Raw genomic sequence first — 14,207 nt, 5'->3', positions numbered from 1 at the left:
CAGGGAGAAGGTGTCATGATGATTTCACGGCGCAACACGCTGCGTCTAGCAGTTCTCGGCACAGTCGCTGTTCTTGCCGCCAGGCCTGTCTTTGCAGCAGCCAGGATTCGCATCGGCGTCCTGAAATTTGGAACCGTGAGTTGGGAACTCGACACGCTGAGGCAACACAAATTCGATGTGGCGAACGGGATCGATCTGGAGATCATCGATTTCGCCGGGGAGGACGCGACCAACGTCGCGCTGTTGGCCGGTGCGATCGACATGATCGTCTCCGACTGGCTGTGGGTCTCGCGCCAACGGTCGGAAGGCGGCGACCTCACATTGGCCCCCTATTCGACCGCTGTGGGGGCGATCATGGTGAAGGAGGGGTCGCCGATCCGGATGGTCGCCGACCTCAAGCACAGGAAGATCGGTGTCGCCGGTGGTCCGCTCGACAAGAGCTGGCTCCTGATACAGGCCCTGACCAGACGCGACTACGGGATCGACCTGTTGGCAAGCAGCGACATCATCTTTGGGGCGCCACCGCTGATTTCGGAAAAGGCCATGCAGGGCGAACTCGATGCGGTGCTGAATTTCTGGCATTTCTGCGCCCGACTCGAGGCCAACGGCTTTCGTCGATTGATCGGCGTGAACGATGCGGCGCGGGCGCTCGGCGCCTTGGGACCTGTGTCGGCACTCGGTTACGTCTTCCATGACCAATGGGCGAACGAGAACCCCGATGCCGCCGGGGGCTTCGTCAGGGCCTCCGCGCAAGCCAAGGACTTGCTGGCGAGATCCGACGAGGAGTGGCTACGCCTGGCGCCGATCATTCGCGCGGAAGGCAAGGAACTGGAAAAACTGCGCGACCGCTACCGCCAGGGCATCCCCAGGCGGGCGGTCGCCGAGGAAGCGGCCGACGCCAGCAGGCTCTATCATGTGCTGGCGGCGATCGGTGGCGCGAAGCTGGTCGGCAGCGCGCCCGAGATGGCGCCCGGCACATTCTGGCAGGACCGCGCAAAATGACCGCACCGGAAACCAGCAACGGCACGCGAGGTGCCCCGACGAGCATGTCCGGGCGAGCCAGGGTGGCGACAACGCTGATGCCCGCTCTGACCGTGGCGGTTTCCTTGCTCGGGCTTTGCCTGCTGTGGAGCCTTGCGGCGAGTGTCTGGCGGAGCCGTGCCCTCCCGGGGCCGGGACAGGTCTGGCAGGTGCTCCTCAGGGAGGCTGCGAGCGGCGACCTCTTCTATCATCTCGGCGCGACCCTCGGCCGGGTCGCCGCGGCATATATCGTCGCGATGATCATCGGATCGGTCATCGGCGTTTTGCTCGGGAGCTATCGTCGCGCCGACCGCTTTTTCAATCCATGGGTAATTCTGTTCCTCAACATCCCGGCGCTGGTGGTCATCGTCCTCGGCTACATCTGGTTCGGTCTCAACGAGGCGGCGGCGATCGGCGCGGTTGCCGTGAACAAAATCCCGAATGTCGTGGTGACGATGCGCGAGGGCGCCAGGGCGCTTGATCCGAGCTATGCCGAAATGGCCACCGTCTATCGCTTCGGCCCTCTCGATCGCATCCGCCACATCCTGCTGCCGCAATTGCAACCCTATCTTGCCGCTGCGTCACGATCCGGCATCGCCCTCATCTGGAAGATCGTCCTGGTCGTCGAACTGCTCGGCCGCTCCACCGGCGTCGGCTTCCAGATCCATCTCTATTTCCAGCTCTTCGACGTCGCCGCCATTCTTGCCTACACGCTGGCTTTCGTGGCGGTGATGCTCGTCATCGAACTTCTTCTGGTGCAACCCGTTGAACGACATGCAACCCGTTGGCGCCGTCGTCCCGCTTAGGGTCGATATCGCTGAAAAGACTTTCAGGTCCGCGCAAGGCGTCTCGATCACGGCGCTTCAGGACCTTTCTTTCGAGGTCCGGCAAGGCGAATTCGCCTGCTTGCTGGGGCCGTCGGGCTGCGGCAAAACCACGACGCTGCGTATCCTGCTTGGGTTGGACAAGGATTTTTCCGGGTCCTTCCAGTTGCCGCAAGGAGGCTCCAACCGCATCGCGGCCGTGTTCCAGGAGCCGATCTTGCTGCCGTGGCGGACGGTGGAGCAGAATGTCAGGCTGGCGTTGCCGAAAAGCTTGAGAACGAAGAACCTCGACGATCTGTTTGAAACTCTCGGCCTCGCCGGCATGCGCTCGCTCTATCCTGCGGAACTGTCACTCGGCCTTGCGCGCAGGGCAGCGCTTGCCAGGGCCTTCGCTACCGAGCCGGCGATGCTTGTCCTGGACGAACCCTTTGTCTCGCTCGACCACCGGACCGCCGAGCGGCTTCGTCACCTGCTTCTGTCGGTGTGGTCGGCACGGCCTACGACCGCCTTGATGATAACGCACGATCTACGCGAGGCGCTGATGCTGTCGGATCGCATCATCGTGCTCGCGCCGCGACCAGCACATGTGCTCGGCGTGTTCGATGTGCGGCTGCCTCGCCAACACCGCAATTCACAGGTGATGAGCGACCTTCTGCGGTCGTTCCGTCAAAGATTTCCGGGCGTCACCTGACCGCCCTGATGGCGAAATGCATACCGGAGGACCCGATGTCGATTGATCGGCTACGACGCAGGGTTATGAGTGGCTTTGCCTGCACCGCCGCCAGCGCCGCCTTGCTGCCATGCTGCCTCGGACGAGCCGCCCTGGCCGCGGCCGGCAGCCTGCGGTTTTCGGTCCGCCAAATCGCCGACGGCGTCTTCGCCTTTCAGGGCGTGGATGAATTGATGACCGCAACCAACGACGGTGCGATCTGCAATCTGGGCGTCGTCGTCGGCACCGATGCGGTTGCCGTCATCGACAGTGGCGGCAGCCTGATCGAGGCGCACGCCTTCCTCGCCGCGATCAGAAAGATAACCGCAAAACCGGTTCGCTTCCTGATCAACACCCACATGCATCCCGACCACATTTTCGGCAATGCGGCATTCCGGGAGATCGGCGCGACCATCGTTGGCCATCGCAATCTGCCGCGTGCCCTCGAGGCGCGGGGCGCGTTCTATCTGCACAATTATCGCGAACAGGTCGGCGAAGCGCTCATGAAGGGAATCGAGATCGTTTCGCCGGCGATGCTGGTCGACGATCGCCTGGAACTCGACCTCGGCGGGCCCATGCTCGAACTGCGGGCATGGAAGGCTGCGCACACCGACAACGACCTGACCGTCTTCGACCCCGAGACCAGTACGCTCTTTGCCGGCGATCTCGTGTTCATGGGTTCCTTGCCGACGCTCGACGGATCGCTGCTTGGCTGGCTCCGCCAGATGGATGCGCTCGCGGCGATCGGCGCCGCGCGCGTCGTTGCGGGTCATGGCCCGGTACCGGCCGACTGGCCGCAGGCGCTGGCAGGAGAACGACGCTATTTCGAGATTCTGGCGCGCGATATCCGCAAGGCGATCGCCGACGGGACGCCGCTCCGAGAGGCCGTCAAAACCGCCGCCGGAAGCGAACGGGGCAAATGGCACCTGTTCGACGACTACAATGAGCGCAACGCAACGGCTGCTTTTGCTGAACTCGAATGGGAATAAACCACACCGACATGCCCCAGAGATCATGGAATTGGGGCGATTTGCCAACGCGTCATCAAAGGCATATTCTAGAAGCCAGCCTGGGCACCACCTCTGTTGCATTGGTGGAGGCATCGAAATGCAAAATCACGCTTACGCGAGCAGGCAGTTCGCCTTGTCGCTTGCATCGTTCCTGTCCACAATCATCTTGACCATCGGTACGCTGTTCGGCGTCTCCTCAGCCGCGAACGCACAGCAAACAACGGCTTCTTCGGAGAAGATCTGGGAAGACTTGAAAGGCGACGTGTTCGGCGACCGGGCTATTCTGATCGATACCGGAGTCGTCAGGATCGAAGCGCCAAAGCGGGCGCAAGATGCCGCCATCGTACCTGTCGACATCTATGTCGACCCAGCCAGGGCACCGGACGGCATCAAATCCGTGACCTTGATCATCGACGCCAATCCTGCGCCGGTGGCGGCAACGTTCCAGATCGGCAAGGACGCCGGCGTGACACATCTGTCGACACGCGTGCGCGTCAACGACTATTCCTATTTGCGTGCCATAGCGGAGACTCAAGGCGGCCAACTCCACATGGCTCAGACCTTCGTCAAGGCGTCAGGCGGCTGCTCCGCCCCTGCGGTCAAGAACCAGGACGAGGCCATGGCGACGATGGGGCAGATGAAGTTACGCCAGTTCCCACCCCAGGAGACGATGAGCAAGGCAGAGGAGTTGCAGTTGATGATCCGCCACCCGAACAATTCGGGCCTGCAGCGGGATCCACTGACACAGTATTTCATTCCCGCGCATTTTGTTCAGAAGCTGTCGATCTCGCAAGCCGGCCGGCCGATCCTCTCGATGGAAGGTGGAATATCGATTTCGGAAGACCCCAATTTCCGATTCGATTTCACGGCGCACGGCAATGGTGAAATCCAGGTCGAAGCGATCGATACGGATGGCAAGGTATTCCGCAATCAGTGGCCGCTGGAGAAAACGGGGCTCTGAAGTCTCGAAATATGATATGCCGCACTGCCACCGCGATGGCCACGCTTGATCTTTAGAAGCAACGCACGTCGGCTTCCGACTGCGCACGCTTCAGCTCGGTACGGGCTGCCTTCGCCGGTGCGCTTTCGCGAAACAGCCCTGCGTTTTCCCCCGTTGTCAAAGACATGCTCTTGAAGGTCTCAGCCGTCTCATAGTGGTCGTAGGGAAGGATCGAGGCAATGACGTCGATCGAGCAGGAACAGCTTTCCAGAGCCTGACGCGTCTGGCCGTTCGTTCGCATGCAGCCGAGCACGTAGTCGACAACCGTTACTGTGGGATAGTCTCCCGCAGCGCCCGCCGGGTTTGCGACGGCCAATGTCGCGGTGAAGAGCAGCGGCAAGGTCGAAAATCCAACATATCTGATCATGAGGAACCTCCGGTTGGTCCGGGTTCGACGCGCCCGGACGGGATCGGCGTGCCAGTTGGCAACGCGCCGTAAAGCCAGTCAAGCACCCATGGGTTCCGTATACGACCAAAGGAGGAAAGGGCTGTCCACGAGCGATAGCTGTGCATGACGACTTGATGACCGGCTCCGCGCCCAGGCTCCCACGACCGCTTCGTATCTCGCTCAATACCGGGGAACGACGAGACTTTTTACATGCCATCCACGATGGGCATCGATAAACATTAGCAAATAACCTCAGTGTATATTAGAATCAAAATATCGAAAGCAAGACTATTTTAATACCGTCCTCGGCCTCCACGGGAGCGTAAAACACTTCGTATTAGGCTTGTAGTTCTGCCAATTTCTGTATATTGCAGTGCATCATTTAGAGTATTGCGGTGCAACAATGCGCTAGGCCTTTTTTTCTTGCCTAGCCTTTTGGGATGACATAGCCTTTCCCTGTTTCCGGCTTCAAGGGCGTCACCGTCATTAGGGAGCGGCGACAGTCTTTCGTAGGCCAAAGTGAGGTGGGCAGTAACGGTGCCCTCTGCACATCTGGCTTAGGTCGTGACACGCTGCCGGAAATATTTCCCCCCCGTGAATCGCTTGGGCGAGCCCTTGTGGGCCTAACAGTCGATTCATCACTGTGAACCCCGGGAGGAATTCGGATGCGTGTACTTACGAAAGCTACGTATATTCTAACCACTGCGGCGTTTCTGTCGCTCGGCGCGGCCTATACGGCGTCGGCTAACGAGGATCTTGCAAAGCTCGCTTCGGATGCGAAGAACTGGGCGATGCAGACGGGTGACTACGCCAACACCCGCTATTCCAAACTCAACCAGATTACTGCGGATAATGTGAAAAACCTGCAGGTCAAATGGACCTTTTCCACCGGCGTGCTGCGCGGGCATGAGGGTGGACCGCTGATCATCGGCGATGTGATGTATGTCCATACGCCCTTCCCGAACAATGTCTTTGCGCTCGACCTCAAGAATGACGGGAAGATCCTCTGGAAATACGAGCCCAAGCAGGATCCGAATGTCATTCCGATCATGTGTTGCGACACGGTCAACCGCGGTGTTGCCTATGGTGACGGCAAGATCATTCTCAATCAGGCCGACACCACGGTCGTCGCCCTCGATGCAAAGACCGGCAAGGTCGTCTGGTCGGTCAAGAATGGCGACATGACCGACGGCGGCAAAGGCGAATCCGGCACGGCCGCCCCCGTCGTGGTCAAGGATAAGGTACTCATCGGCGTGTCGGGCGCCGAATTCGGCGTTCGCGGCTGGCTGGCCGCCTACAATCTGAAAGACGGCAAACTTGCCTGGAAAGCCTATTCGGAAGGTCCAGACGCCGACACCCTGATCGATCCCGAGAAAACCACGCAGCTGGGCAAGCCGGTAGGCAAGGATTCCGGCACCAACACCTGGGAAGGCGAGCAATGGAAGACGGGCGGTGGCACGACATGGGGATGGTATTCCTATGATCCCAAGCTGAACCTGGTCTACTACGGCACCGGCAATCCCTCGACGTGGAACCCGGTCCAACGGCCTGGCGACAACCGCTGGTCAATGACGATCATGGCCCGCGATGCCGATACCGGTGTTGCCAAATGGCTCTACCAGATGACCCCGCATGACGAATGGGACTATGATGGCATCAACGAGATGATCCTCGTCGATGGCATGGAGGTCAATGGCGCCAAACACGACGTGCTGGTGCATTTCGATCGTAATGGTTTCGCCTACACCATGGATCGCGCCACCGGCGAGCTTCTCGTCGCCAAGAAATACGATCCAGCGGTGAACTGGGCGACGGAAGTCGTCATGGACCCAAAGAGCGAACAGTATGGTCGCCCGCAGGTCGTGGCGAAATATTCGACCCAGCAGAACGGCGAAGACACCAACTCGACGGGTATTTGCCCGGCGGCACTTGGAACGAAGGATCAGCAACCGGCTGCCTATTCGCCGAAAACCGGCCTGTTCTATGTCCCGACCAACCATGTCTGCATGGACTATGAGCCTTACAAGGTAAGCTACACCGCCGGTCAGCCTTATGTTGGCGCGACAGTGTCGATGTACCCGGCACCTGGCGGCGACGGCAGCATGGGCAACTTCATTGCCTGGGATGCGGCCAAGGGCGAGATCGTCTGGTCGAAGCCTGAGAAGTTCTCCGTGTGGTCAGGCGCGTTGGCGACAGATGGCGACGTCGTCTTCTATGGTACGCTCGAAGGCTACATCAAGGCGGTCGATAAGGACGGCAAGGAACTTTACAAGTTCAAGACCCCGTCCGGCATCATCGGCAACATCACCACGTACGAACATGACGGCAAGCAGTACATCGCCGTTCTGTCCGGCGTCGGCGGGTGGGCAGGCATCGGTCTGGCAGGCGGTCTGCTTTCGCCTGACAACGCCGCTGCCTGGCATGGCGCCGTCGATCAGGGCCGTGCGCAAGGCGATCAGTCCGCGGTCGTTGGTACCGCTGGCCTGGGTGCCGTCGGCGGCTATGCGGCACTTGCCGACTATACGACGCTGGGCGGTCAGCTCACCGTCTTCGGTCTCCCGGACTGACGGGCGGGGAACCTTAAGCACGCCTCAGGTCTTGTTGGACCGGAGGCATGAAAACGAGAGCCCGGATCATCCGAAACCATGGCCGGGCTCTCGATGCGGTTGCACCCCCAACACACCGATCAATGCCGGCCACGACAGCAAAACCGTGTCCACGGCAAATGAAGGAAGCGTCTGAATGTCCGTTCGCATTGTAATTTCGGCTTTCGTCCTGGCTCTGCTGCCTCTGGCAAGCTCAGGCGTGGCGTGGGCCGAGGACAGCATGGAAAAAGCCAAGGCGGTGAAGCAAGAAGGCGGCAAGTATTTGGATGCGGATGGAAATCCGACCTACAAGATCGAGAACGGAACCGTCGACTGGTACACGTTCAGCGGCTACCGCCGGTATCACTCCGATTGCCATGTCTGTCACGGACAGGATGCGACAGGTTCGAGCTATGCGCCGGCCCTGGTCAACAGCTTGAAAACCATGGACTACGCCACGTTCCTCTCGATCGTCGCCGAGGGCCGCAAGAATGTCGGCGGCGGCAAGGAAAACGTCATGCCTGCCTTTGGCGACAACAAGAACGTCTATTGCTACCTGGACGATCTCTATGTCTACCTGCGCGCGCGCGCCGATGGTGCGGCGCCACGCGGCAGGCCGCCCAAGCACGAAGACAAGCCGCAGGCGGCGAAGGATGCCGAAGCATCCTGCATGGGCGGATGACATGAACGGCTGCGGGGCATCGAAACTGCGCGTCGTTCTGCCGATCCTCGGCGCGCTGGCCTTGTTGCCATCGAACGCGCAGGCGCAAGGCGCCGGCCTCGGCGCGGCGGGAGAACTGGTCGATCCCGACATTCTGCGCGTCTGCGCCGATCCTTCGAATATGCCCTTCACCGACAAGAGCGGCGAAGGCTTCGAAAACAAACTTGCCGAACTGGTAGCCGCGAAAACCGGACGGAAGTCCGTCGCCTACACCTGGTTTCCACTTGTCACCGGCTTCGTTCGCAACACGCTCGGGGCCAACCAATGCGACATCATCATGGGCTATGCCCAAGGCGATGAACTGGTGCAGAACACCAACGCTTACTATCGCTCCGCCTATGTGCTGGTCTACCCGAAAGGCAACGATATGGAAGGCGTCGAAACGATCGAGGATCCCAAACTCACGGGCAAGACGATCGGGGTTGTCGAGCGCACGCCGCCAACCGCCAATATGGCCGCCAACAAGCTTCTGCGGACCGCCAAGATCTATCCGCTTGCAGTGGATACGCGTGTCACCCCCTCCATGGGAGAGGTCATGATCAAGGACATGCTGGCCCACAAGATCGACGCGGCGGTCCTGTGGGGACCGATGGCAGGCTACTATGCCAAGCAACTTGGAGCCGATGTGGCGGTTGTTCCGCTGCTAAAGGAAAAAACCGGCTCGCGCATGTCTTACCGCATCACCATGGGCGTACGTCCGTCCGACCAGGAATGGAAGCGGACGCTCAACCGGGTGATCAGGGAAAACCAGGCGGAGATCAACAGGCTCCTGCTGAGTTACAATGTGCCGCTGATCGATGAACACGACAATCCGATCACCCAATGAAGGGAAAGGAGGCTGTTTTTTTGCTGGTCGCTGCGAGCCTTATGGGTCTGGCCGAACCGACGCGCGCTGGCGAGATTGCCGAACCCAGCGGGTACCGGATGGATGACTATCGGGCGCCGGTGCCGCCGACGCTGCGAGGCGCCAGGGTGGTGACGACGGCGGAAGCTGAAGCGCTGTGGCGAGCGAAGAAAGCAGTCTTCTTCGACGTGATGCCGAACACGCCCAAGCCGACCAATTTGCCGGCAGGAACGATATGGAGAGACAAGGTTAGAAAGGACATTCCAGGCAGTACATGGCTGGCCAACGTGGGATACGGCGCTATTTCGCAGGAGACCACCAGCTATTTTCGCCAAGGCCTCGAAGCCAAGGCCGGCACGGACAAATCGCGAGCGATTCTGTTCTATTGCATGACGAATTGCTGGATGTCCTGGAATGCCGCCAAACGGGCGATCGAGTGGGGCTACAGTTCGGTAATCTGGTATCCACTCGGTGCTGATGGATGGGAAGGTGCAAATCTTCCGCTGGAGGTGAAAAAACCGTATGAAACGAACAATTGAAGGAATGTTATGCAATTATTCCCGGTAATTTTGCTTTTCGATTTTTCAAAACCTACTTTTTCGTTTGTCCATTTTGAGACGTGATGGACGAGCCATTGCTTTGGTGCCCTGCAATGGTTGGCTAACAACAGGGATCGGTCCCTTCGGACTGGTATAAGAGGAGAAATGTCATGAAGAAGAACTGGAAAAAACCGACCATGTGCCAGGTTGCCGCGGGCATGGAAATTTCCCGGTATCTGCCTGCCGAAATTACTCCCAAGAGGTAGGCCGCAGAGGTGCGTGTCCCTGGCAACAGGGGCACGCATCCCCGCATGGGTTTTGGCGAAAGGTTTTGACGCGTGTAGGGCGCGCGCGGCACTTTTCAGGGCTGCAAATTGCCTGCTGGTCAGAGAAGCCGCGGGGCGGGCATTTTCATGCATTTGAGGATCATCGGATCGGCGGCAGGCGGCGGCTTTCCGCAATGGAATTGCAATTATCGTCTCAGTCGCGCGGCCCGCTCCGGGATGGCTGGCGTGCATTCACGAACCCAATCAAGTGTCATCGCCTCGGCGGATGGGGTCGGATGGGTTCTTTTCAATGCCTCTCCCGACATTCGCCAGCAGATCGCGGCAACCCCTGAGTTGCAACCTGCGGGCGACGCGCCGCTGCGCTCGACCCCTATCCGCGCGGTGGTGCTGACCAATGCCGATGTCGATCATATCGCCGGACTGCTCAGCCTGCGCGAGCGGCAGCCTTTCGCCATCTACGCAACGGCGCAGGTTCTGGCGACGCTGGAGGCGAATTCGATTTTCAACGTTCTCGATCCGGCGGTCGTGCCGCGGCGCATCCTGCCGACAGCGAAAGAATTGGTCATCTGCGATGCCGAAGGCAGCGAGACCGGCGTGATGATCGAGAGCTTTCCGGTGCCCGGAAAGATAGCACTCTATCTTGAGGACAAAGACCATCCAGATGCCAATTTCAGCTTCGACGCCGGTGACACGATTGGAGTCCGAATTGCGAGTATCGGCAGCCGCGATTCTGTCTTCTACATTCCAGGCTGCGCGCGCATCGATGCGAGGCTGCGCGCCCGTCTTTGCGATGCAGCCTGTCTTCTGTTCGATGGCACGGTCTACACCGACGACGAGATGATCGTCGCCGGCGTCGGTCAGAAAACCGGCGCGCGCATGGGACATCTGGCGATTTCGGGAGACGCGGGTTCGATCGCCGGCCTGGCCGATGTGAGGCTGGGCCGCCGCGTCTTCGTCCATATCAACAACACCAATCCGATCCTTGACGAGAATTCGGCCGAACACGCGGCAGTCAAGGCGGCAGGATGGGAGGTCGCAGGCGACGGCATGGAGATGGAATTTTGAACGATTTCCGCGATGCGGCCAAAGGCGGCCTGTCCACGAGCGATCTCGAAGCCGTGCTGAGGCAGGTCGGCGCCGAACGCTACCACAATCATCATCCCTTCCATCACAGGATGACCAGCGGCGCGCTGTCGAAGGCCGAGATGAAGGCCTGGGCGCTGAACCGTTATTGCTACCAGGCTGTCATCCCGCGCAAGGATGCCATGATCCTCGCACATGCCGAGGATCCGGCGTTTCGCGCCGCCTGGCGCAAACGTATCGAAGACCATGACGGGGAGGACGGCTGGAGCGGCGGTATCGCGCGCTGGCTGCATCTGGCAACCTCGCTCGGCCTGGACGCCGAGGCCGTGAAGAGCGAAAGGCTGGCACTGCCGGCGACACGGTTCGCCGTGGGGGCCTACCTCTCCTTTTGCACCAACCGGACGCTGTTCGAGGCGGTCGCGTCGTCGCTGACCGAGATGTTCTCACCGCTTATCATCGGCGAGCGCGTGCCGGCGATGCTGGCCAAATACGATTATATCACCGAGGATACGCTGGCCTATTTCAAGCAACGACCCGAACAAGCCTCGCGCGACGCCGACTTCGCCCTCACCTACGTGCTCAGCCATGCCGATACGGCGGAACGCCAGCAGCAGGCAATAGATGCGCTGGTGTTCAAATGCGATATACTCTGGGCCATGCTTGATGCGCTTCAACACGCCTATGGCGAACCGGGAAATATACCGCCCGGCGCCTTCCGCCCCGAGGCAGCCCCATGATGACGCTGCGCGAAAGAGCCTTGGTGTCCCTGCGATCGGTACCCTTCCTGCCGAAGCATGTGCGCATACAGTACGATTCCGTGCGGCAGGCATTCGCCGTGCTTTCACCGGAGAGAATATTCTGGCCGAACGATATCAGCCTCGACATATTGCGGCGCTGCGACGGACGGTCCACGGTCGGCGAAATCATCGCCGGCCTTGCCACGGATTATGAGGCCGAGGAGGAGGCCGTGGCGGCCGACGTCATCGCCTTCCTACAAGAGTGGTCGGACAAGCTGCTGGTGAAGCTATGAGCACGCCCCTCCTCCCTCCTATCGGCATGCTGGCGGAACTGACACATCGCTGCCCGTTGCAATGCCCTTATTGTTCCAATCCGCTCGAATTGCAGAAGGCCAATCGCGAACTCGACACACAGACCTGGCTCAGCCTGTTCTCGGAGGCCGCCGATCTCGGTGTTCTGCAGGTGCATCTATCCGGCGGTGAGCCGACGCTGCGCCGCGACCTGGAGCAATTGATCGCCGGACTTTCAGCGCGCGGCGTCTACACCAATCTGATTACCGCTGGCGTCGGCATCGCCGAGGGTCGCATCGAAGCATTTGCCGAAGCCGGGCTCGACCATCTGCAATTGAGCTTTCAGGGCGCGCGGCCGGCGACCACCGAACGCATCGGCAACCACAAAGGCAGCCACGACAAGAAGCTGGAGACGGCACGCCGCGCGCGAGCTGCCGGCTTGCCTCTCACCATCAACGCGCCGATCCATCGCCATAACATCGAGGAGGTGCCGGATTTCATCGATCTTGCGCTTTCGCTGGACGCGGAGAGGCTCGAGATCGCCAACGTCCAGTACGCTGGCTGGGCTTTGATAAATCGCGATCAGCTGATGCCCGAGCGTGCAGCAGTCGACCGGCAGGCGGAGATCGTCGCGGAAGCACGCGAGCGGCTGGCCGGCATTATCAACATCGATTTCGTGACACCGGACTATTTCGCAATCTACCCCAAACCGTGCATGGGTGGCTGGGCGCGTGACGCGTTCATGGTGGCGCCTGACGGCACAGTGTTGCCGTGCCATGCCGCGCAGACGATCCCGTCGCTCAGCTTCGAGCGTTTCAAACCACACACCCTATCCTCGATCTGGGCCGATTCGCCGGCGTTCAATGCCTTCCGCGGCACGGACTGGATGCAGGAACCCTGTCGCAGCTGTGAACGGCGCGAGATCGACTGGGGCGGTTGCCGCTGTCAGGCGATGGCAATCGCCGGCGATGCCGCCGCAACGGATCCGGCTTGCGCGAAGTCGCCGATCCACGCGCGCATGGCGATGCTGATCGACGAAGCCAAGCGCACCGCGACAGTTTCTTCGGAGGACGAACCATTCACCTACCGGCGTATCGGCGTCGTGACCGAGCCCGCCTGACAGGTTCTTTCATTCCGCCGTATTGTCGCGCTCGCGCACTGCGTCGGCGAAAGCCAGGGCATCGCGATTGATCCCGACATTGTGCACACGAAAAATCGAAGCACCCTTCAACCGCAGGATGACGCTGGTTGCCGCTGTGCCAACGTCCCGCCCTTGGTCGCTTTCGCCGACCAGGTGATGGGCAAGGCGCTTGCGCGAGGTGCCGACGAGCCATGGAAAACCAAGAGCGCGCAATTCGCCGAAGCGAGCCATGAGTTCAAGGTTCTCCTCTCCGCTCTTGGCGAAAGCGAAGCCTGGGTCCAGCACGATGCGGTCGTTCGGGATGCCGGCGTTGCGCGCGATCTCCAGCGATCTGTTCAGGAACAGGAACTGGTCGGCGATTACATCCGCCAATTTTTCCCGGTCGCGCCCGGTGTGCATGATGACAAGGCCAGCGCCGGTTTCCGCCGCGACGTGCGCGATGTCGGGTTCGCGCTGCAGGCCATGTACGTCGTTGACGATATGTGCGCCCGCCGCGACCGCGAGACGCGCCGTCTCGGCCCGATAGGTATCAACCGAGACGATGCTGTTGCCGTCGGACGACAGCGCCTCGATGATCGGGAGGATACGCGATTGTTCCTCAAGCGCCGAAACGCTGCCGGCGCCGGGCCTGGTCGACTCGCCCCCGACGTCAATGATCGCCGCGCCCTCGCCGATCATACGCCGGGCCTGTTCGAGTGCCCGCTCCGGCCGATCGAATTCTCCCCCGTCGGAAAAACTGTCCGGCGTAACGTTCAAGATCCCCATCAACAACGATCTCGCACCAAGATCGAGATAGCGTCCATGAGCAAGTTGCCAACGGTTCATCCGGCGAGCGCGGCAAGCATCGACGCCATGCCTCCATGGTGATCGCGCGGACATAGTCTGCCGGGTGCATTCTCGCGAGGGATGCTGACCTCCGTGCCACGCAATACCGCGGTTGGTGTCGTGGTCATCGTCATTGCGGAATTCGTGTCTTATTCGATCTTTCGGCTTGCCTAGGCTTATCATAACCCCGCAATGCGAAAAGC

General features: G+C 60.4%; 15 protein-coding genes. 13 read left to right on the top strand and 2 right to left on the bottom strand.

Annotated features, from left to right (window positions below; genetic code table 11):
- Positions 1-15: 15 nt before the first annotated feature.
- The 5 genes from LB566_RS25745 (at position 16) to LB566_RS25725 (ending at position 4,524) form a co-directional block, all read left to right on the top strand.
- Entirely contained in the window at positions 16-1,002 is a 987-nt protein-coding gene (locus tag LB566_RS25745) for an ABC transporter substrate-binding protein (RefSeq protein WP_224628518.1), read from the top strand.
- Positions 1,003-1,079: 77 nt separating this feature from the next.
- Positions 1,080-1,826: an ABC transporter permease gene (locus LB566_RS25740; protein ID WP_411910516.1), complete on the top strand. Its 747-nt coding sequence runs from the start codon at positions 1,080-1,082 to the stop codon at positions 1,824-1,826.
- Complete coding sequence (locus LB566_RS25735) at positions 1,795-2,535, top strand: ABC transporter ATP-binding protein (protein WP_140552511.1); 741 nt, start codon at positions 1,795-1,797, stop codon at positions 2,533-2,535. The genes LB566_RS25740 and LB566_RS25735 overlap by 32 nt, the downstream gene beginning before the upstream one ends.
- A gap of 35 nt (positions 2,536-2,570) precedes the next feature.
- On the top strand, positions 2,571-3,542 hold the full coding sequence (locus LB566_RS25730) for a quinoprotein relay system zinc metallohydrolase 2 (protein WP_224628515.1): 972 nt from the start codon (positions 2,571-2,573) through the stop codon (positions 3,540-3,542).
- Positions 3,496-4,524, top strand: coding sequence for a quinoprotein dehydrogenase-associated SoxYZ-like carrier (locus LB566_RS25725; RefSeq protein WP_224628513.1), 1,029 nt, complete (start codon positions 3,496-3,498; stop codon positions 4,522-4,524). Before LB566_RS25730 ends, LB566_RS25725 begins: the two co-directional genes overlap by 47 nt.
- 52 nt (positions 4,525-4,576) lie before the next feature.
- On the opposite strand, the gene LB566_RS25720 is transcribed toward LB566_RS25725, so the two are convergent.
- A complete protein-coding gene (locus tag LB566_RS25720) occupies positions 4,577-4,930 on the bottom strand; it encodes a hypothetical protein (RefSeq protein ID WP_224628511.1) in 354 nt (117 codons plus the stop codon).
- Positions 4,931-5,742: 812 nt separating this feature from the next.
- Between LB566_RS25720 and LB566_RS25715 the strand changes: the two genes are divergently transcribed.
- The 8 genes from LB566_RS25715 to pqqE all read left to right on the top strand — a co-directional run bounded on the left by LB566_RS25715 (position 5,743) and on the right by pqqE (position 13,158).
- On the top strand, positions 5,743-7,518 hold the full coding sequence (locus LB566_RS25715) for a methanol/ethanol family PQQ-dependent dehydrogenase (protein ID WP_319023031.1): 1,776 nt from the start codon (positions 5,743-5,745) through the stop codon (positions 7,516-7,518).
- A 175-nt stretch (positions 7,519-7,693) separates the two neighbouring features.
- Positions 7,694-8,218, top strand: coding sequence for a c-type cytochrome, methanol metabolism-related (locus tag LB566_RS25710; protein ID WP_140515133.1), 525 nt, complete (start codon positions 7,694-7,696; stop codon positions 8,216-8,218).
- The gene (locus LB566_RS25705) at positions 8,190-9,083 is read left to right on the top strand and encodes a substrate-binding domain-containing protein (protein ID WP_224628509.1); all 894 of its coding nucleotides are present in this window, start codon (positions 8,190-8,192) and stop codon (positions 9,081-9,083) included. The genes LB566_RS25710 and LB566_RS25705 overlap by 29 nt, the downstream gene beginning before the upstream one ends.
- Positions 9,080-9,640, top strand: coding sequence for a PQQ-dependent catabolism-associated CXXCW motif protein (locus tag LB566_RS25700; RefSeq protein WP_224628508.1), 561 nt, complete (start codon positions 9,080-9,082; stop codon positions 9,638-9,640). The genes LB566_RS25705 and LB566_RS25700 overlap by 4 nt, the downstream gene beginning before the upstream one ends.
- Positions 9,641-10,053: 413 nt before the next feature.
- Positions 10,054-10,992 carry a pyrroloquinoline quinone biosynthesis protein PqqB gene (gene pqqB / locus LB566_RS25695; RefSeq protein WP_224628507.1) on the top strand — a complete coding sequence of 313 codons (939 nt, stop codon included), beginning with the start codon at positions 10,054-10,056 and terminating at the stop codon, positions 10,990-10,992.
- Positions 10,989-11,747 carry a pyrroloquinoline-quinone synthase PqqC gene (gene pqqC / locus LB566_RS25690; RefSeq protein WP_140498254.1) on the top strand — a complete coding sequence of 253 codons (759 nt, stop codon included), beginning with the start codon at positions 10,989-10,991 and terminating at the stop codon, positions 11,745-11,747. The genes pqqB and pqqC overlap by 4 nt, the downstream gene beginning before the upstream one ends.
- On the top strand, positions 11,744-12,040 hold the full coding sequence (pqqD, locus tag LB566_RS25685) for a pyrroloquinoline quinone biosynthesis peptide chaperone PqqD (RefSeq protein ID WP_224628506.1): 297 nt from the start codon (positions 11,744-11,746) through the stop codon (positions 12,038-12,040). The genes pqqC and pqqD overlap by 4 nt, the downstream gene beginning before the upstream one ends.
- Positions 12,037-13,158, top strand: a complete 1,122-nt coding sequence (gene pqqE / locus LB566_RS25680) for a pyrroloquinoline quinone biosynthesis protein PqqE (RefSeq protein ID WP_224628505.1) — start codon at positions 12,037-12,039, stop codon at positions 13,156-13,158. Before pqqD ends, pqqE begins: the two co-directional genes overlap by 4 nt.
- Before the next feature lie 9 nt (positions 13,159-13,167).
- Here pqqE and folP read toward each other — a convergent pair whose 3' ends face one another.
- Positions 13,168-13,944, bottom strand: a complete 777-nt coding sequence (gene folP / locus LB566_RS25675) for a dihydropteroate synthase (protein ID WP_263498365.1) — start codon at positions 13,942-13,944, stop codon at positions 13,168-13,170.
- Positions 13,945-14,207: the final 263 nt, after the last annotated feature.

The organism is Mesorhizobium sp. CA13 (assembly GCF_020165235.1).
In the GTDB taxonomy this organism is placed as follows: Bacteria; Pseudomonadota; Alphaproteobacteria; order Rhizobiales; family Rhizobiaceae; genus Mesorhizobium.
The sequence above is the reverse complement of the archived record's forward strand: the minus strand, read 5'-3'. Positions and strand labels throughout refer to the sequence as shown.

Excerpts from the sequence above, each read along its gene's own strand:
- LB566_RS25745 (WP_224628518.1), top strand. The coding sequence starts at position 16 with ATGATGATTTCACGGCGCAACACGCTGCGTCTAGCAGTTCTCGGCACA.
- LB566_RS25740 (WP_411910516.1), top strand. The coding sequence starts at position 1,080 with ATGCCCGCTCTGACCGTGGCGGTTTCCTTGCTCGGGCTTTGCCTGCTG.
- LB566_RS25735 (WP_140552511.1), top strand. The coding sequence starts at position 1,795 with ATGCAACCCGTTGGCGCCGTCGTCCCGCTTAGGGTCGATATCGCTGAA.
- LB566_RS25730 (WP_224628515.1), top strand. The coding sequence starts at position 2,571 with ATGTCGATTGATCGGCTACGACGCAGGGTTATGAGTGGCTTTGCCTGC.
- LB566_RS25725 (WP_224628513.1), top strand. The coding sequence starts at position 3,496 with ATGAGCGCAACGCAACGGCTGCTTTTGCTGAACTCGAATGGGAATAAA.
- LB566_RS25720 (WP_224628511.1), bottom strand. The coding sequence starts at position 4,930 with ATGATCAGATATGTTGGATTTTCGACCTTGCCGCTGCTCTTCACCGCG.
- LB566_RS25715 (WP_319023031.1), top strand. The coding sequence starts at position 5,743 with ATGCAGACGGGTGACTACGCCAACACCCGCTATTCCAAACTCAACCAG.
- LB566_RS25710 (WP_140515133.1), top strand. The coding sequence starts at position 7,694 with ATGTCCGTTCGCATTGTAATTTCGGCTTTCGTCCTGGCTCTGCTGCCT.
- LB566_RS25705 (WP_224628509.1), top strand. The coding sequence starts at position 8,190 with ATGCCGAAGCATCCTGCATGGGCGGATGACATGAACGGCTGCGGGGCA.
- LB566_RS25700 (WP_224628508.1), top strand. The coding sequence starts at position 9,080 with ATGAAGGGAAAGGAGGCTGTTTTTTTGCTGGTCGCTGCGAGCCTTATG.
- pqqB (WP_224628507.1), top strand. The coding sequence starts at position 10,054 with ATGCATTTGAGGATCATCGGATCGGCGGCAGGCGGCGGCTTTCCGCAA.
- pqqD (WP_224628506.1), top strand. The coding sequence starts at position 11,744 with ATGATGACGCTGCGCGAAAGAGCCTTGGTGTCCCTGCGATCGGTACCC.
- pqqE (WP_224628505.1), top strand. The coding sequence starts at position 12,037 with ATGAGCACGCCCCTCCTCCCTCCTATCGGCATGCTGGCGGAACTGACA.
- folP (WP_263498365.1), bottom strand. The coding sequence starts at position 13,944 with ATGGGGATCTTGAACGTTACGCCGGACAGTTTTTCCGACGGGGGAGAA.